This window comes from Nonomuraea jiangxiensis, assembly GCF_900099965.1.
Classification (GTDB): domain Bacteria; phylum Actinomycetota; class Actinomycetes; order Streptosporangiales; family Streptosporangiaceae; genus Nonomuraea; species Nonomuraea jiangxiensis.
This window is the reverse complement of record NZ_FNDJ01000016.1, coordinates 1-17,210: the sequence shown is the minus strand read 5'-3', so window position 1 is coordinate 17,210 and position 17,210 is coordinate 1. Positions and strand designations below refer to the sequence as shown.

The window sequence follows — 17,210 nt, the reverse complement described above, 5'->3', positions numbered from 1 at the left end:
GTGTGCTCCTTCAACTCGGGGCGCGGTCGAGCCGCCAGCGGCCGTCGGCCTCGATCACCACCTTGGGCGGCAGGGGCAGCTCGTGGAAGCGCGACTCGTTGGAGTCCATCTGGTAGCCGGCGGTGTTGGGGTAGACGAGCAGGTCCCCCGCGCGGGGGCGGCCGGGCAGGGTGATCCGGCGCCAGGTGAGCAGGTCCGACTCCAGGCAGCTGGCACCGCCTACGCACGCCTCGAACGGCCCGCCGGGCCTGACCGGCACGGGCCGCGGCTCGGGCAGGAACTCGCTGTTGAACCACTGTTCCGACAGGCTGAGGCTCGTGCCGTCCACGGTGATGATCCCGTAGTCGCGCGCCTTGACCCCCTGGACCTGGAAGACCGTCATGCCGGCCTGGTCGAGCAGGGCGCGGCCGGGTTCGATGAGCAGGCGGATGCCGCGTTCACGCAGGCGCCTGCCCAGCCCGCCGGTCGACAGGACGGCACGCAGCGCGTCGGGGCCGCTGACGGAGGAGTGGTAGGGGTAGAAGTCGGTGAAGGCGCGATCGGCGTGGAAGCGGTGGCCGGTGATGTCCACCGGCCGGCCGGTGTAGTCGACGGCGAAGCCGCCGCCGATGCTGATCGTGTCGACGGCGGGACTGGCCGTCCGCTCGCACCACTCGACCAGCCAGGCGGCCACCTCGGCGCGCTCGGCGGGGTCGTAGCCGGTCAGGTGGAAGCTGAAGCCCTCCAGCCGGGCCCGGCCGCGGCGGCGCAGCGCCGTGTCCAGTTCCTCGGCCGTCATGCCGAAGCGGCTGTGCGGCCGGCCCGGCGGCAGCGCGCGCAGCATGATCCGCGCCTCCAGCCGGGCCACCCGCTCCAGTTCGTCGAGGGAGTCGACGGTGATCAGGCAGCCGTGGTGCGTGGCCAGCCGCAGCAGTTCGTCGGCCTTGGCCGGGCCGGTGACGACGATGCGCTCGCCGCGTACGCCGTGGCCGAGGGCGTCACGCAGCTCGCCCACGCTGGCCACGTCCACGCCCGCGCCCTCCTCCGCGCAGCGTTCGACGAAACAGGCCGCCTTGTTGGCCTTCTTGGCGTAGTGGATCTGCCCTTCGACGCCCACGGCCTTCATCACCGCGCGGAAGGCGCGCAGGTTGGCCTCGAAGCGGTCGGGGAACAGCACGTGGAACGGACCGCGCAGGCCGTACGCCAGCTCCGCCAGCAGCCCGCGGTCCGCCTCCAGGAGTGCCCGGGCCTGGCTGGACAGCAGCGCCGTCACCGCCACAGGTGGATCACCTGCCCCAGCCCGCGCTCCTCCGCCGCCTGGGCGAAGTGGTGCCCGAGTGCGATGTCGGTGATGACCAGGCCGCTGTTGTAGGCGAAGATCCGCTGGTCGGCGCCGGTCCTGGCGGTGAGGCGGCCCGCCAGCACGTCGGGCAGCTCGGCGTCCACCGGGCGCAGCCGACCGTGCTCGTCGGCCATGTCGGTGCCGGTGACCCGCATCTGGGCCTCGCTGGTGGCCACCACGCGGTCGGCGCGGCGCAGGGTGGAGGGCGCCAGGCCGTATCCGACCAGTACGCACAGCGCGCCGGGACGCAGCAGGTCCCCCTCGATCCTGGCGGGGCTTCTGGGCCCGGCGACGGCCAGGATCACGTCGGCCTCCCGCGCGGCGGCCGGCAGGTCGTCGACCGCCTCCACCTCCCGCCCGGGCAGGGAGTCGCGCACCGCCCGCAGCCCCTCCGGGTGCGTCCCGTACACCATGAAGCGCTCCAGCCCCGGCAGCGTGACCTGTAGGTACGGCAGCGCCTGCCGCCCCTGGACGCCGGTGCCGACCACCAGCACCGAACGGCTGTCCGGGGCGGCACACTCGCGGGCCAGCAGGGCCGAGACGGCGGGCGTGCGCATCGCGCCGACGGCCGCGCAGTCCATCAGCGCGACGGGGGCGCCGGTGCGGTCGTCGTAGAGGCTGAGCGTGGTGTAGTAGTGCCGCCGGTCGGGGTGGAAATTGTAGGAGGTCTTGAACGCGACGATCTGCCGGGTGCCGTCGCGGCCGAGCATCGAGTAGGCGACCGAGTGCCCGTCGGGCGGCTGCACGGTGAGCTTGCTGGGGTTGTCCGACAGCCCGGCGGCCAGCGCGCGGTAGGCCTCCTCGACGACCGCGACGACCTCGGCGGGCGTGAGCTCGATCTTGTCCAGGTCGCTTCTGGTCAGGACGCGCATCACGCCACCTGGTAGGGCTCGATGGTGCGCTGGCCGTACCCGTGCTCGCCCCGCTCGCCGGGCCGCTCGCGGCCGGGGACGCGCACGTTGACCCGCTTGAGCCAGCGGTCGGTGCCGTCGTAGCGGGCGCGGAACGGCTCGCGGCCGTGGACGACGGTGTCGTTGTCGATCACCAGGACGTCACCGGGCTCAAGCGGGACGCCCACCGAGACCCGGTCCAGCTCCCCGGCCAGGCGCTCATAGGCGCTCATGAAGGCGTCCTCGGCCTGTTCCAGGGGCGTGTAGGCGGGGTCGAAGCGCAGGCACAGGCCGTCCTCGCGGTGCCAGAGCGTGCGCATCGGCGTCGGCTCCAGCGGCGACGGCTGCGCCTCGGCGTAGGCGTCGTCGGGCAGGATCGGCAGCGCCGGCCGGGACAGTGTGGCGATCTCGTCCGTGGCCAGCCGGGTGTCCCGCACCCGGGCGGCCCGCGTGGTGACGTGGTCGGGGTTGCGCAGGCAGCCCAGCAGCATGATGTTCGCGCGGCCGGGGTGGAAGGCGTCCTCGTTGTGGGCGGCCAGGTCGACGGTGCTGCTGGCGCCGGTCTGCTCGGTCTCGTGGCCCTTGCCGGGCACGATGTCGTGCACCAGCCGGCCTGCCTGCTGGCCGTGCCAGCCGAAGGGGCGGCCGAGCGCGGCGGCTAACAGCAGCATCACCGCGTCCCACGCCGCGGTGCGCTGCCGGTCGGTCTGCGCCCAGCCGGGCGGGGTGGGGCCGAGCTCGTCGTCCGGGACCCGCAGTCCACGCAGTACGTAGAAGTCCTCGCCGGGCTCCGGTGGGCGGAGCTCACCCAGATCGTCGGCCGCGGCGGGCAGGTCGCGGAGAAATTCGGGGTCCGAGACAGTTTGGTGCTCTGCGAGGAGGGCACTGGCCTGCTTCATGACCCGGTTGTGGTCGATCCGCCGGATCGGGATGGTGCTCACGGTTCACCGCCTTCGCATCTCCGAGGTGCTCGTTCCGGACGCTAGCGGGGAGAATTTGATTAGGCAAGGCTAACCTAAGTTATCAAAATGTTACCTTTCTGGCGGGCGCCCGGACAAGCTGCGAAGACTCCTCCATGAAGCTTCCCGAGAATTCCGGGGACCTTGGAATGTGGTGGTTCTTAGGGTAGGCAAACCTTAGGAACGAAGGAGGCAAGGTGCTTACGACGAGGAGGCAGGCGATCCGGGCCGGGTTAGGCGCGGGCACCGGACTATTCCTGGCCGCATGCGGGGCCGGCGCCCGGCAGGCGCCCACGGCACAGGGCGCGGGCGAGGCCCCCAGACCAGGCGGCACGCTGCGGATCGGCGCGCTGGGCAAGCCCGGGGCCGTCACCCGCGACCCGCACGGCACCCAGGTCAACGAGAGCGACTACCTCATCATCGCCCTGGTCTACGACGCCCTCACTGTCCCCGGGGCCCAGCCCACCGTCGCCCCCGGCCTGGCCGTCTCCTGGGAGTCGGACGACCTGCGCCGCTGGCACTTCAAGATCGCCGAGAACGCCACCTTCCACGACGGCAGGCCCGTCACCTCCGAGGACGTCGTCTGGTCCCTGCGCCGGCTGCGCTCGACCCCCTCCGGCGCGGCCCGGCTCCCCGGCGTCGAGGCCGACGCCATCAAGGCCGACGGCGCCCACGGCGTCACCCTGACCGGCTCCTACCCCAACAACGAGCTGCCGCTGCTGCTCAGGCTGACCACCTTCACGCTGCCCAAGGACACCCGCGACCCGGCAGGGGCGCCCGGCACCGGCCCGTTCAAGCTGCGCTCGTTCCAGGACGGCAACGCCGGGCTGGTGCGCAACGACTCCTGGCACGGCGGCAAGCCGCTGCTGGACGGCATCGAGGTGCGCATCTTTCAGTCCGCGCAGGCGATGACCAACGCGCTGCTCACCGGGCAGATCGACCTGGCGTCCAACGCCGGGCCGCTGGCCGCCCGTACCGCCCAGGGCCGCCCCGGCGTGCAGGTCGTACGCCGCCGGCACGACCTGGCGATGCCGATCGTGATGCGCACCGCCGGCGGCCCGTTCGCCGACGAGCGGGTACGGCTGGCGCTGCGCCTGGCCGTCGACCGCCAGGCGCTGGTGCGGCAGGCACTGTCGGGCTACGGCGTCGTGGCCAACGACGTGCTGGGCACCGCCGACCCGGCCTACGCCAAGGACCTGCCCCAGCGCACCCGGGACCTGACCCGCGCCCGCAGTCTGCTGACCGTGACCGGGTTCGACCTCAACGCCACCTACGACCTCTGCACCACCGAGGACGTGCCGGGACTGGCCGAGTCGGCCACGCTGTTCGCCGGCCAGGTGCGCGAGGCGGGGGTCAAGGTCAGGGTGGTCAAGCAGGACCCGGCCGTCTTCTGGGACCAGACCTGGCTCAAGGCCCCGCTGTACACCACCTACTGGGGGACCAACGACTCGGTGGTGTTCTTCGCCGGCAAGACCATGCTGTCGGGCACCGGGCAGAACGAAACCGGCTTCGACGACCCCGAGTTCGACCGCGCCTACCGCAGGGCGGTCAGCGCCAAGGACACGGCGGAGCGGACGCGGCTGCTGGGGGAGGTGCAGCGCATCCAGTACGAGCGCTCCGGCTACCTGCTCTGGGGGATGGCCGACGGCATCGACCTCGCGGCGGCCCACGTACGCGACCTGCCCACCCTGCCCGGTTACGGACGTGTCCGGCTGGAGCGCGCATGGCTGGCGACCTGACGGCGATCGAGCCGACGCCTCCGCCCGCGGGGACCGCGCGGGCGGAAGGACCGCGGCGGGCCGCCGGGCCCGCGCTGCGGGCGCTGGCCGCACTGGGCAGGCGGCTGCTGCTGCTCCCCGTCCTGCTGCTGGTGGTCTTCGCCACCATGGAGTTCCTGCCGGGCGACGCCGCACGCTCCACCATCGACCGCGGCGCCGGGGCGGCGGCGGTGGCCGAGCGCCGGGCGGAGCTGGGCCTGGACCGCCCGCTGTGGTCGCGGTTCTGGGACTGGATCACCGGGCTGCCGCGCGGCGACATGGGCGTCACCGCCCGGGGCGAGCAGGTGGCCGACGTCATCGGCCGCCACTTCACCAACACGCTGCTACTGGCCGGTCTGGCCTTCGCCCTCACGCTGGTGGTCGCGCTCGCGCTGGCCGGCCTGGCCATGCTCAAGTCCGGCACCCTGCTGGACCGGCTCGTGTCCGGATCGGCGACGATCGTGGCGGCGCTGCCGGAGTTCGTGGTGGCCGGCGTGCTGGTGCTCGTGCTGTCGCTCTGGGCCGGCCTGCTGCCGGCCGTCACCGTGCCCGGGCCCGGCGGCCTGCCCGCCGAACCGGTGATGCTCGTGCTCCCGGTGCTGGCGCTGGCCATCCCGCAGATCGGCTGGAACGCCCGGGTGGCGCACGCCGCGCTGGCCGACGAGTGCTCGGCCCCGCACGTGGAGGCCGCCGTCCTGGACGGCCTGCCGGCCCGCCGCGTGCTGCTGCGCCACCTGCTGCCCGGCGCGCTGCCCGCCATCGCCACCGGGGCCGTCACCTCGACGGGCATGCTGCTCGGCGGCGCGGTCGTGGTCGAGACGATCTTCAACTATCCGGGCATCGGCAGCGTGCTCGCCTCGGCCGTGCGCGACCGCGACACGCCGCTGGTGGCGGGCGTGGTCACGGTGACCGGCGTGGCGATCCTGGTCCTGCTGATCGCGGCCGACGCGGTGCGTGCCCGGGCTTCGGGGAGGCGATGAGGATGGCCGTCCAGTCGCAGGCTCCGCCGCGGGCCGCACGCCTGTCCGGTCGGACGTGGCGGCTCCTGCGCGCCCTGCCCGCCCCGGTCGTGATGGCGGTCACACTGGCCGGCCCCTGGCTCGCCCCGCATCCCGTCGACGCGCCTGTCGCCGCCCCCTACGCGCTTCCGGGCCCCGGCCTGCCGCTGGGCGCCGACCAGGTCGGCCGCGACGTTCTCAGCCGCCTGCTGGCCGGTGGCCGCGAGCTGCTGCTGACCTCGCTCACGGTGGCCGTCCTGGTCACGCTGGGCGCCGCGATCCTGGGCACGGCCGCCGCGCTGCGGCCCGGCCTGGGCCGGTGGGTGGACCGGGCGGCCGACCTGATGATGCTGCTGCCCGCCGTGCTGGCCGTCCTGCTGGTCGTGCTGTCCTGGCCGGGCGGCGGCCGGATGGCGCTCATCGCGGCCGCGGTCGCGGTCGGCCTGCCGTACGCGGTGCGGGTGTTCGCGGGCGCGGCGGCCCCGATCGCCGCCTCCGGCTTCGTGGAGGCCGCCGTCGCGGGCGGCGAGCGGCTGCCGCACCTGATCTGGCGCGAGGTGCTGCCCAACCTGCGCGCCACCCTGCTGATGCTGCTGGGCCTGCGCCTGGTGGCCGCCGTGTACGTGGTCACCACGGCCGCGTTCCTGGAGATCGGCCCGCAGCCGCCCGCGGCGGACTGGGCGCTGATGGTACGCGAGAACGCTCCCGGCATCCTGCTCAACCCGTGGCCCGTCGTGGCCCCCAGCCTCGCGATCGGCGCGCTGGCGCTGAGTGTGCAGGCCGCGGCGGCGCTCGTACCCGGCAACGTGAGAAAGGCGGTGATCCGGCTGTGACGGTGGTCGGCAAACCGGAGACCCTGCGGCTGGAGACCGCGCGCCGCGGCGGCGAGGAGGTCGCGCGGATCGACAGGCTGGCGCTGACCGGCCCGTGCGGCGTCGTCGTCGTGGACGCGCCGCCGCTCACCGCCCGCAGGGGCCGGGTGGTGGCGCTGGTGGGGCCGTCCGGCATCGGCAAGACGACCATGCTGCGCGCCCTGCTGGGCTCGGTGCCCGACGGGCTGACCACGCACGCCGCCCGGGTGAGCGTACTGGGCCGGCAGGTCTTCGAGCTGGATCGCGGGGAGCTGCGCCGCCTGCGCCGCGAGCACATCGGCCTGGTCGACCAGGACCCCGCCAGCCGCCTCAACCCCTACATGCGCGTACGCTCCCTGCTGGCCGAGACCGCGGGCACCCGCGACCCCGCCCGGCTGCTGCCGCTGCTGCGCCGTGTCTGCCTGCCCGTCGACGGCGACCTGCTGCGCCGCCGCCCGCGCGAGCTGTCGGGAGGCCAGCAGCGCCGGCTGGCACTGGCCCGGGCGCTGGCCCGCCGCCCCGCGCTGCTGCTGCTGGACGAGCCGACCGCCGGCCTGGACGAGGCGCTGGCCTGCCAGATCGGCCGCCTCGTACGCGACCTGGCCCGCGAGGAGGACATCGCGGTGGTCGTCTCCACCCACGACGAGCAGTTGGTGGCCGACGCGGCCGACACCGTGGTGGACCTGCGCGGCGCCCACCGGCCGCCGGCGGCCGGCGGTCCGCGCGAGCCGGTCCACGGCCCGCCGGTGCTGGCCGTACGCGGGCTGACGGCGCTGGCCCGGCCCGGCGGGCGAGCCATCCTCAGCGATGTCGGCCTCGAGCTGCGCCGCGGCGAGGCGCAGGCGGTCATCGGCCCCTCCGGCGCGGGCAAGACCACCCTGGCGAGGGCGCTGACGGGCCTGCACCCGCACGTCAACGGCGACATCGCACTGGCCGGCGAGCCGGTCCCTGTACGGCTGAGCCGGCGCACCGCCGAGCAGCGCAGGCGCATCCAACTCGTCCCGCAGGACCCCCTCGGCACGCTGAACCCCGTGCGGACGGTCGGCGACATCCTCGCCCGTCCCCTGCGCCTGCACCGCCGGGCTCGCCCCGAGGACGTCACAGGGCGGGTCCGGGCGTTGCTGGAGGACGTGGCGCTGCCCGCCTCCTGCGCGGCCAAGCTGCCGGGCGAGCTGTCCGGCGGCCAGCGCCAGCGGGTCGCGCTCGCCCGCGCTCTGGCCGCCGAGCCCGAGGTGCTGGTCTGCGACGAGGTCACCTCCGCGCTGGACACCGTGACCGCGACCGCGCTGCTGGAGCTGCTGACGCGGCTGCGGGCCGCGCACGGCCTGGCCGTGGTGATGATCAGCCACGATCTGGAGCTGGTCGCGCGTTACTGCGACATCGCCTGCGCGATCGAGGATGGGAAGGTCGCCTGGACGGGCGGCGTGGCGGCGCTGAGCGCCCGGCGGTGATCGGATAACCGAATCAGCAGCCGGAAACTTACGCAGGGCAGGCATAGGAGGATGTTCGCCGGGTAGGGGATGCCGCCCAGCCCGCTACTCGATGTGGATTTCGTATGACTTCGAAGCGGCAGTCAGGTAAGAACGGTTCACGTGTCGCCCTGCTCTCGCTGGGCAGCGAAGTGGTCCGGTCCGGCTTACGCACCATGCTGCGGGAGCTGGAGGCGTTGGATGACGTGGTCGACGGGGGCGATTTCGACAACAGCATGGAGCTGCTGTACTCCGGCCGGCCCACGCTGCTGGTCCTGAGCGGCGCCGACCCGGTGCACGAGGCGGAGAAGCTGGCGCGGACGGCCGCCGACTTCGGCGTACAGGTGCTGCTGCTGCTGCGGTCCTCCTGCGACAAGGCTCTGGCCCAGGTGGTGACGATCCCCGCCGACGGATACCTGCTGGAACCGGAGGTGACCGGCCAGACGCTGATGAGCGCGCTGACCGACCTGGACAGCGGGCTGGTGCCGATACCGCCCCCGCTGGCGCGCAAGCTGATGGCGAAGGTCCGCCCGGCGGCGGCACCGCAACCCGAGGAGCTCGACACGGCGCCACCGGACGTCCCCGAACCCGCATCCGACAGCCCGCCCCCCACTCCGCTGAGCTGCCGGGAGCTGGAGGCGCTCGGCCTGATGGTCGAGGGGCTGAGCAACAAGCAGATCGCCCGCCGGCTCGGCATCTCCGAGCACGGCGCCAAACGGCACGTCGCCAACATCCTGGCCAAGCTGAACTGCTCGAACAGAACGCTGGCGACGGCCCTCGCGCTCAGTCGCGGGCTGGTTCGCGATCCCGGGACGTCCCGGCGGTCGCGACGCCGTTGAGCGTGCCGGACACGTCCTGCCGCAGGGCGGCCAGGCCGCGCAGCGGGGCCCTGGCCTTGAGCAGCATCTCCTCGTACTCGTCCTCGGGATCGGAGTCCAGCACGATGGCGCCGCCCGCGCCCACCGACAGCCACCCCTGGTGCGCCACCGCGGTGCGGATGACGATGTTCAGGTCGGCGGTGCCGTCCAGGCCGAAGAAGCCGATGGCGCCGGAGTAGACGCCGCGCGCCCGGCCCTCGAACCGGTCGATGAGCTCCATGGTGCGCAGCTTGGGCGCCCCGGTCATCGAGCCGCCGGGGAAGCACGTCCGCGCCGCCTGTACGGCCGTGACGCCCTCCTGCAGGTGGCCGCGTACCGTGGAGACGAGCTGGTGCACGGTCTCGTACGACTCCACCGCCATGAAGCCCGGAACGTGGACCGAGCCGATGTCGCAGATGCGGCCCAGGTCGTTGCGGAGCAGATCCACGATCATGAGGTTCTCGGCCCTGGTCTTGTCGGAGGTGGCCAGCTCCTCCCGCAGGGCGGCGTCGCGGTGAGGGTCGGGCGAGCGCGGCGCGGTGCCCTTGATGGGCTTGGACTCGGCCATGCCGTCCCTGTCCACCTTCAGGAAACGTTCGGGGGACGAGCACAGCACCTGCATGTCGTCCAGGCGCAGGTAGGCCGCGTAGGGCGCGGGGTTGAGCCGCCGCTGGCGCAGGTAGAGGTCGTAGGGGGAGCAGTCGAAGGGCAGCTCCACGGTGTTGGTCAGGCAGATCTCGTAGCTCTCCCCGGCCCGCAGCATCCGCAGGCACTCCTCGATGTCGGCCAGGTAGCGCTCGCGCGGCCGTACCAGCCAGGGTTCGGGATCGAAGTCGGACACCTGCTGGACCGGCGCGGGCGACCCCTGCCTGCGGCAGACGGCGGCGGCCCCGGCCACCCACTCGCGCGCCGCGGCCCGGCTCTCGCGCCCGCCGTCGGTCAGCGCCAGCGCCCACGTCTCGCCGGTCTCGTGGTCGATCGCCACGAACCTGGCCGCCGACATCCACACCGCGTCCGGGAAGGGTGAGACGTGCGCGGCCGAGGCGCCGCAGTCGCGCTTGAGCTCGTAGCCGAAATAACCGACGTAGCCGCCATTGAGGTCGAACGGCAGCGCCGGGTCCGTGGCGATGGCCCGCTCCTTGATGTGGGCGTCCAGCACGTCGAAGATCGAGGCGAAGACCGCCGACTCGACGAGGCTCGAACGCACCAGCACGCTGTCCGAACCCGGACAGCAGGTCAGGACCTCCCCGTGCGGGCCACCGGCGTCGCCCAGGAAGGAGAAGCGGGCCAGCCCGCGCTCGACCCGGCTGCTGTCCAGCCAGAAGGCGTACGGCTGGTCCGCGAACAGCTCGGAGAAGACCGCCTCGGCGTCGGGGACCCCGTAGACCCGTTCGGCCTCCAGGGACCAGCGCGGCGCCCGCGGCGGCACGGCGGTGCCCGCCTCGGGCCTGGCCGACTCGTTGTACTCCGCGGCCAGGTCACGGAAGTTGAGCATCAGCTTCGGTCCGTACTCGGTGGAGATCGACTCCGGGTGGAACTGCACGCCCCACCAGGGCATCGCGCGGTGCCGCAGGCCCATGACGACGGAGTCGGCGGTCCACGCGGTGATCTCCAGGTTGTCCGGCGCGGGCGTGGCCACGCACAGCGAGTGGTAGCGCACCGCGTCGAACCCCTGGGGCAGGCCGCGGAACAGGTCCCGGCCGCAGTGCCTGATCTGCTCCACGTAGCCGTGGATCGGCGCGGGGGCGGGCACCACGTCGGCTCCCGACAGCCACGCCAGCGCTTGGTGACCGAGGCAGACGCCCAGCACGGGCAGCCCGGAGTCGCGGATCAGGTCGAGCGTGATCCCGACGTCGCGCTCCTTCTGCGGGCGACCGGGCCCCGGGGAGACGATGAGCGCGTCGAAACGGCTCAGGTCCAGCCTGGCCCAGCCGGGGTCGTCGTTGGTGAGCACCACCGGCTCCACGCCGTACGCCTGGGCGGCCAGCTGGAAGAGGTTGTAGGTGTAGGAGTCGTAGTTGTCGACGATCAGCGTGCGCACGGCTGTTCCCACAGGTGGAGGGCGGGCAGGACGGCGCGGTGCCGTACGGCCTGCCGCCACTCCGCGGCCCGGACCGACACCTTGGCCGGCGTTGAACGGCCGTCGGCGTCGGCCCAGGCGCGTACCGGGCGCAGACCGTGCAGGGCGTTGAGGGTCCAGGTCTCCAGCTCCGGCAGCTCTGCCAGGCTGACGCGCTCGCGCCGGACGGGGCAGCGCCAGCACCCGGCGAGCCGTTCGAGATGGCTCCTGGTGATCGAGGGCAGTACGGGCAGGCCGTCGTCGGGCGCGCACAGGGTGTCGCCGCGCCACCACACCAGCGCGCTGTGGGCGGTTTCCAGCACGGTGCCGTCCCCGTCGTGGAGCAGCGCGTCATCGGCGCCCACGGCCCTGGCCCGCTCCCGCAGCCGGGCCAGGACCGGCAGGTCCGGCCCCTTGACCTCGGGCCGGCGGCGGGGGTCGGACTCCGGCGGGATCCAGAGCGTCACCTCCGCGGGGCCGGGCTCGGGAGCGGGGCGCGGCCACAGCGCCAGCCGGGGCTCGGCCCCGCCGTACGCCTCGATACGGGGAAACCAGCGCCCGCGCGGCGGCAGCCAGTGCCGCACCGCGCCCAGGAACCGGCGGATCTCGGCGGCCGGCAGCTCCGGCACCGCCTCGGCGCAGGCGCGCAGGAAGCGTTGTCCGTGCAGCGCCAGGTCGCGTACCCGGCCCTCGGCCACCAGCCAGGAGTCGACGACCGCCGGGTCGCCCGGCCACCGGTCCGGTGCGGCGATCAGGCCCGGCCCGGTCCACGCCAGGCGCTCGTACGCCCGCTCGGCCGGGAGGACGGTGGGGGGAGCAGTCAGCATGCGGTCACCACTTTCCCTCGCGCACCGCGAAGCGGCGCAGCTTGCCCGTCGGAGTGCGCGGCAGGCTTGAGCGCAGCTCCACGCTACGCGGCACCTTGTAGGGCGCCAGCCGTCGGCGGGCCATGGCGATCAGCTCGCTCTCCAGCCGGGCGCCGTCCACCTCCGCCGAGGAGGGCACCACGTAGGCGCGCAGCCTGCGGACGTGCCGCTCGTCGGAGATGACCGCCACCGCGACCTCGGCCACCGCCGGGTGCTCGGCCAGCACCCGCTCGATCTCCAGGGGGGAGACGGTGATGCCGCCCACCATCTCCATGTCGTCGCTGCGCCCGCAGTGCTTCAGCGCGCCGCCGTCCACGTATTCGGCCAGGTCGCCGGTGCGCAGCCAGCCGCCGCGCAGCGCCCGGCCCGTCTGGTCGGGGCGGCCCAGGTATCCGATCATGACCGAGGCGCCGCGCACCCAGATCTCGCCCTGGCCGAGCGTGACCAGCGCGCCGTTCTTGTCGCGCAGCACGACCTCGTAGCCGGGCAGCGGACGGCCGATCGTGCCCGGCTCGTCGCGCCAGGCGGTGTTGGAGCAGAAGGCGTGGCCGACCTCGGTGGAGCCGAGCTGGTCCAGCAGCGGCGCGTTGAGGAGTTCGCGGGCCCTGGCGCCCAGGGCGGTGGACAGCGACTCGCCGGCCGAGACGGCCAGCCGTACGGTGGAGAAGGCCTCGGGCGGGCACTCGGCCACCAGGTTGGCGTAGCAGGACGGCACGCCGTACAGCAGGGTCACGCCGTGACGCGACACGATCTCGGCGATCTGCGCGGGCGCCGGCCGGTGCGGCAGCAGCACCGCGGAGGAGCCGGAGAACAGCGGGAAGACCAGCGCGTTGCCCAGGCCGTAGGCGAAGAACAGCTTCGACACCGACAGCGTCACGTCGTCGGGGCGCACGCCCACCACGCCCTCGCCCGCGGCCCGCTGGTAGCGGGCGGGGTCGGCGTGGCGGTGCAGGGCGGCCTTGGGCACGCCGGTGGTGCCGGAGGTGTACTGCGCGTACAGCGGTGTGTCGCCGGTGACGGGCGCGGCGGGGGCGGCGGGCGCGTCCTGGGTCAGGCGCATGAGATGGTCGCCGGTCAGGACGGCGTGGCCGGTGAAGCGGCTGGTGAGGCGGTCCTCGTTCACCACGAGCCGGGCGTCGCAGTCGCCGGCCAGGTAGGCGTGGTCGTGGGGGGTCAGGTCGGGGTTGGCCGGGATGGCGATGGCGCCCAGCCGGGCGGCGGCCAGGAACGCCGTCACCCAGGCGATGCCGTCGCCCATGGCGATGAGCACCCGGTCGCCGGGCCGTACGCCGTGCTCGGCCAGGACGGAGGCGGCGGAGGCGGCCAGCGTGTGCACCTCGCCGTGGGCCCAGGAACGCTCGGGGGTGTGGAAGGCCGGGCGTTCCCACCACCCCTCGCGCCGGGCCAGCGCGGACACCTGGACCGCGAAGTTGGCGACCCCGCCGTCGGCGTCGCCGCCGGCGGCCTGCCGGGGTGACGACAGGCCGGTACGGCCACCGCCGCTCAGCACCTCAGGCATGGCTTGACCTCCCCAGAAGCTCGTGGCGAGGACGGCGCGGCAGGTCGAGGGGCGCGAGCAGGAAGGCGCCGTCCACGGGGCCGACCGGCCACCAGCCGCCCGCGATCAGGTCGGCCAGCCGGTCGTCGCGGTCGTCGGCGAGTGCGGTGGCGACCAGGGTGCCGACCAGCCACAGGACCGCGCCGGACATCGCCAGCGCGTCGGCGTCGGCGGGGTCGGCCGGCCGCAGGCGCGGGGTGGCGACCAGCATCGCCACGTGCTCGGCGAGCTCCAGCCGGTCCTCGCGGTCGGCGTCGCGGAGCCGGGCGCGGGCCTGCGAGCGGCGGTTCTCCAGCAGGGCCTGCCACAACGGGTCCACGCGGTCCAGGACCGCGGCGGGCAGGTCGTCCACCCGCCGCACGGGCAGGCCGCTCATCTCCGCCGGTACGCGGCCGGCGCTCGGGCCCCGCTCGGCCCGGTGCGGCGCGTCGCCGGGCGGCAGGTACGTGACCAGGCCGTGGAGCAGGGCGGCCACCCGGTCACCGCCGGGGCCGAGGTCGACGGCGAACCCCTCGGGCGGGGCGTTCAGTTCGTAGTACCGGGCCATCGCGGCTCCACCTCCGGATAGTCGAGCCCGAGCTCGTCGCACAGCAGCACCCGCGTGCGCCGGACGAACTCCGTACGCGCCTCGTCGTTGGTCAGCCGCTTGATGCCCCACCTGCGGAACAGCTCGTTGTTCCGGGAGTCGCTGCGGCCGAAGAAGGGCAGCGTCATCGTGATCAGGCGGTGCGCCGACGAGCGCATGTCCTCGCGGGTGGCCGGATCGGCGGCCAGTTGCTTGGCGGTGGTGGTCCCGAACCCGACGTGGAAGCGTTCCTCCGGCATCAGCGACCGGCACAGCCTGCGCAGCGGCACGTAGGAGCACTGGCACAGGTCTTCCATCAGGACGATCTCGGCCAGGTCGACGATGGCCTTGGTCATGACGTATCCGGTCCACGACTCGACCTGGTAATCAAAGACCGAAAGCGGCGGCCGGCTCTGCGCGTCCTCCAGCCCGAGCTCATTCGCGAGCTTGTTGAATTTTAAATGGTGGCCGTATTCTTCCATGGCCATTCTGCAGGCCAGCCATTTCTCGCGCGGAGTGGGCGCGAGCGCAATGGACGGCTCGTCGAATACCGCCGCGCCGGCCGCCTCGTTGCGCACATGGCTATTGATGATCTTGCCGAGCGCGGTGACGTACTCGTCGCCGAGCGCGCAGGCCTCGGCGGCGTCGTGGACGTCTTTCATCAGCGTCTGCGGCACGTCGCCTCCCTTCCGGACTTCGTCGATGGACGCTAAGAGGGAGGCCGGAACATCGGCAAGTGCCCGGATGGGCACCTCGAAAGCGTACTTCTCCCCTTCCGGTGAAGTACCAGAAAGGGTAGGTCCTTCGCGTTTTTCCTGAATATCAGACTCCGCGCTGTCGGTTAGGTGAGCCTAAGTAACTGACTGAACGGCTAGCAAGGCCCTCCATAAAGAAATTTCATAATTTGTCAGGGCCTTCCGAACGTGTCACCTTTTTTGCATGACGGAAACGGTGATGCGTGAGTACCGCATATCCGTGCAGGGCCGGCTGCTTGCCGCCGAGGACCTGGAAGCACCGGTGAGCGAGCTGACCGGGCTGTCCTCCCGTGCCATCCAGACCGTCCCGGACGGGGCACTGACCCTGCTGGTGGAGGCGCGGCCCGGGGCCGAGCCCGAGCCACGCCGGGTGCGCGCCGCCGTCCTCGACGCCTGCGGCGCGGTGGTGGAGACGGTGGCGATGACCGACCCCGGCTCGCTGACCGGCGACCGTGCCGAGCTCGTGACCCGCTTCCGTCGCGCCATGCTGCCGGTCAGCGCCGTCGACACGCTGGCGATCCCGCCACAGGCGCCGGACGTGGGGGGCGACGGCTCCCGGCCCTCTCGCGAGGTTTCCCGGGGCAACCAGGCCGCCCCGCTCCCGACCCTGGAGGAGATCACCCGCGCGGCGGCCGACCTCCTCGGCGTCCCCCCGGCCGACCTCGACCCCGCCGAGGACCTCATCGCCTTGGGCCTGGACTCCATCCGCATCATGCAGTTGACCAACGACTGGCAGCGCCGGGGCGTCAAGGTCAAGTTCGCCGACCTGATGGAGTCCCCGGCGATCACCTCCTGGCACGAGCTGCTCCGGCTCAAGGCCGGCTCCGGCACTGCGCCGCCGCCGGAGGCCGAGCGCGTCGACCGCCATGCGCCCTTCGCACTCACCCCGCTGCAGCACGCCTACTGGTTCGGCCGCCGCGACCGCCAGGTGCTGGGCGGCGTCGGCTGCCACTTCTACGTCGAGTTCGACGGCCGCGACATCGACCGCGAAGCCCTGGAGCGCGCCGCATACGCCCTGTTCGAGCGGCACGACCTGCTGCGCGCCCGCTTCCTCGACGACGGCACCCAGCAGATCCTGCCGCGTACCCCCTGGCCCGGCCTGACCGTCAACGACCTGCGCGCCGCGCCGGACGCCGAGGCCGAACTGCTCCGGCTCCGCGAACGGCTGTCGCACCGCCGCCTGGAGGTCGAGCGCGGCGAGGTGCTCGACCTGATCCTCTCGCTGCTGCCGGACGGCGCCTACCGCCTGCACGTCAACATCGACCTGCTCGTGGCCGACGTACGCAGCATCCAGATCCTGCTGGAGGACCTGGCCGCCCTCTACCGGGGCCAGGACGCCGAGCTGCCCCCGCTGACCTACTCCTTCCCCGACTACCTGGCCGAGCGTGAACGCCTGAGCGCGCAGGAGCGCGAGACCGACCGCCGCTACTGGGCCGGCCGCCTGCCCGACCTGCCCCCCGGCCCACCCCTGCCGCTGGCCGTCGACCCGGAGAAGGTGGAACGGGTCCGCATCGTACGCCGGGAGCGCCGGTTCACCGCGCGGGAGCGGCTGGCCGAGCGCGCCCGCGCGCACGGCGTGACGCTGCCGATGACGATGGCCGCCGCGCTCGCCGAGGTCGTCGGCGCCTGGAGCGGCGCGCAGCGCTTCGTGCTCAACGCCCCGCTGTTCGACCGGCAGGCCGTCCACCCGGACGTGGAGCGCATGGTCGCCGACTTCAGCAACCTCATCCTGCTGGAGGTGGACCTGTCCGCCCCCCAGACGTTCGCCGAGCGGGTGGCGGCGTTGCAGGCGCGCTTCCAGCGCGACGTCTCCCACTCCGCCTACTCCGGCGTGGAGGTCCTGCGCGACCTCAACCGGGGCGGGCGCCACGACCAGGTGACCGCGCCGGTGGTCTTCACCAGCGCCCTCGGCATGGGCGACCTGGTCGGCGCGGACGTGCAGCGCAGCCTGGGCCGCCTGGGCTGGATGCTCTCCCAGACGCCGCAGGTCTGGCTGGACCACCAGGTGGTCGAGGTGGACGGCGACCTGCTGGTCAACTGGGACGCCGTCGAGGAGCTCTTCCCGCCCGGCGTGCTCGACGGCATGGCGGGCGCCTACAACCGCCTGCTCGACTGGCTGCTCGACAGCGACTGGAACACGCCCGTGCCCTCGCTCGTGCCGCCCGCGCAGCTGGCGGTCCGCGCGAAGGCCAACGACACCGCCGCGCCGCTGCCGGAGGGGACGTTGCACGGGCGGTTCTTCGAGCTGGCTCGGCGTGATCCGGCGCGGGTGGCGATCTGTCCGGATGTGTCTTATGGGGAGTTG

The 17,210-nt window shown here is 73.2% G+C and carries 14 protein-coding genes; 6 read left to right on the top strand and 8 right to left on the bottom strand.

Annotated elements, in window-relative coordinates:
• Window positions 1–10: 10 nt before the first annotated feature.
• From BLS95_RS31945 to BLS95_RS31935, 3 genes are read right to left on the bottom strand one after another with little or no spacing between them, the layout of a single operon-like run.
• Complete coding sequence (locus BLS95_RS31945; protein ID WP_090939861.1) at window positions 11–1,258, bottom strand: alanine racemase; 1,248 nt, start codon at window positions 1,256–1,258, stop codon at window positions 11–13.
• Window positions 1,249–2,193, bottom strand: coding sequence for an ornithine cyclodeaminase (locus tag BLS95_RS31940; protein WP_090939858.1), 945 nt, complete (start codon window positions 2,191–2,193; stop codon window positions 1,249–1,251). The genes BLS95_RS31945 and BLS95_RS31940 overlap by 10 nt, the downstream gene beginning before the upstream one ends.
• Entirely contained in the window at window positions 2,193–3,152 is a 960-nt protein-coding gene (locus BLS95_RS31935; RefSeq protein ID WP_245765406.1) for a TauD/TfdA family dioxygenase, read from the bottom strand. Before BLS95_RS31935 ends, BLS95_RS31940 begins: the two co-directional genes overlap by 1 nt.
• 215 nt (window positions 3,153–3,367) lie before the next feature.
• Here BLS95_RS31935 and BLS95_RS31930 point away from each other — a divergent pair, with 215 nt between their 5' ends.
• The 5 genes from BLS95_RS31930 to BLS95_RS31910 all read left to right on the top strand — a co-directional run bounded on the left by BLS95_RS31930 (window position 3,368) and on the right by BLS95_RS31910 (window position 9,084).
• The gene (locus BLS95_RS31930; protein WP_090939855.1) at window positions 3,368–4,909 is read left to right on the top strand and encodes an ABC transporter substrate-binding protein; all 1,542 of its coding nucleotides are present in this window, start codon (window positions 3,368–3,370) and stop codon (window positions 4,907–4,909) included.
• Window positions 4,894–5,907 carry an ABC transporter permease gene (locus tag BLS95_RS31925; RefSeq protein WP_090939852.1) on the top strand — a complete coding sequence of 338 codons (1,014 nt, stop codon included), beginning with the start codon at window positions 4,894–4,896 and terminating at the stop codon, window positions 5,905–5,907. The genes BLS95_RS31930 and BLS95_RS31925 overlap by 16 nt, the downstream gene beginning before the upstream one ends.
• Window positions 5,904–6,758: an ABC transporter permease gene (locus tag BLS95_RS31920; RefSeq protein ID WP_245765405.1), complete on the top strand. Its 855-nt coding sequence runs from the start codon at window positions 5,904–5,906 to the stop codon at window positions 6,756–6,758. The genes BLS95_RS31925 and BLS95_RS31920 overlap by 4 nt, the downstream gene beginning before the upstream one ends.
• Window positions 6,755–8,227 carry an ABC transporter ATP-binding protein gene (locus BLS95_RS31915; protein ID WP_218136083.1) on the top strand — a complete coding sequence of 491 codons (1,473 nt, stop codon included), beginning with the start codon at window positions 6,755–6,757 and terminating at the stop codon, window positions 8,225–8,227. The genes BLS95_RS31920 and BLS95_RS31915 overlap by 4 nt, the downstream gene beginning before the upstream one ends.
• A gap of 104 nt (window positions 8,228–8,331) precedes the next feature.
• A complete protein-coding gene (locus BLS95_RS31910; protein ID WP_090939846.1) occupies window positions 8,332–9,084 on the top strand; it encodes a helix-turn-helix transcriptional regulator in 753 nt (250 codons plus the stop codon).
• On the opposite strand, the gene pabB is transcribed toward BLS95_RS31910, so the two are convergent.
• The 5 genes from pabB to BLS95_RS31885 are packed head-to-tail and all read right to left on the bottom strand — an operon-like array spanning window position 9,029 to window position 14,827.
• Entirely contained in the window at window positions 9,029–11,143 is a 2,115-nt protein-coding gene (pabB, locus tag BLS95_RS31905) for an aminodeoxychorismate synthase component I (RefSeq protein ID WP_090939843.1), read from the bottom strand. The two genes, BLS95_RS31910 and pabB, sit on opposite strands and share 56 nt — an antisense overlap.
• Window positions 11,131–11,988 carry an aminotransferase class IV gene (locus tag BLS95_RS31900; protein WP_090939838.1) on the bottom strand — a complete coding sequence of 286 codons (858 nt, stop codon included), beginning with the start codon at window positions 11,986–11,988 and terminating at the stop codon, window positions 11,131–11,133. Before BLS95_RS31900 ends, pabB begins: the two co-directional genes overlap by 13 nt.
• Before the next feature lie 4 nt (window positions 11,989–11,992).
• The gene (locus tag BLS95_RS31895) at window positions 11,993–13,546 is read right to left on the bottom strand and encodes an AMP-binding protein (RefSeq protein ID WP_090939835.1); all 1,554 of its coding nucleotides are present in this window, start codon (window positions 13,544–13,546) and stop codon (window positions 11,993–11,995) included.
• On the bottom strand, window positions 13,539–14,132 hold the full coding sequence (locus BLS95_RS31890) for a hypothetical protein (RefSeq protein WP_090939830.1): 594 nt from the start codon (window positions 14,130–14,132) through the stop codon (window positions 13,539–13,541). The genes BLS95_RS31895 and BLS95_RS31890 overlap by 8 nt, the downstream gene beginning before the upstream one ends.
• On the bottom strand, window positions 14,111–14,827 hold the full coding sequence (locus tag BLS95_RS31885) for a Phenylacetic acid catabolic protein (protein ID WP_245765404.1): 717 nt from the start codon (window positions 14,825–14,827) through the stop codon (window positions 14,111–14,113). The genes BLS95_RS31890 and BLS95_RS31885 overlap by 22 nt, the downstream gene beginning before the upstream one ends.
• 262 nt (window positions 14,828–15,089) lie before the next feature.
• On the opposite strand from BLS95_RS31885, the gene BLS95_RS31880 reads away from it, so the two are divergent.
• Window positions 15,090–17,210 (top strand): condensation domain-containing protein (locus BLS95_RS31880; RefSeq protein ID WP_245765403.1); only part of this gene is annotated, 2,121 nt, incomplete at its 3' end.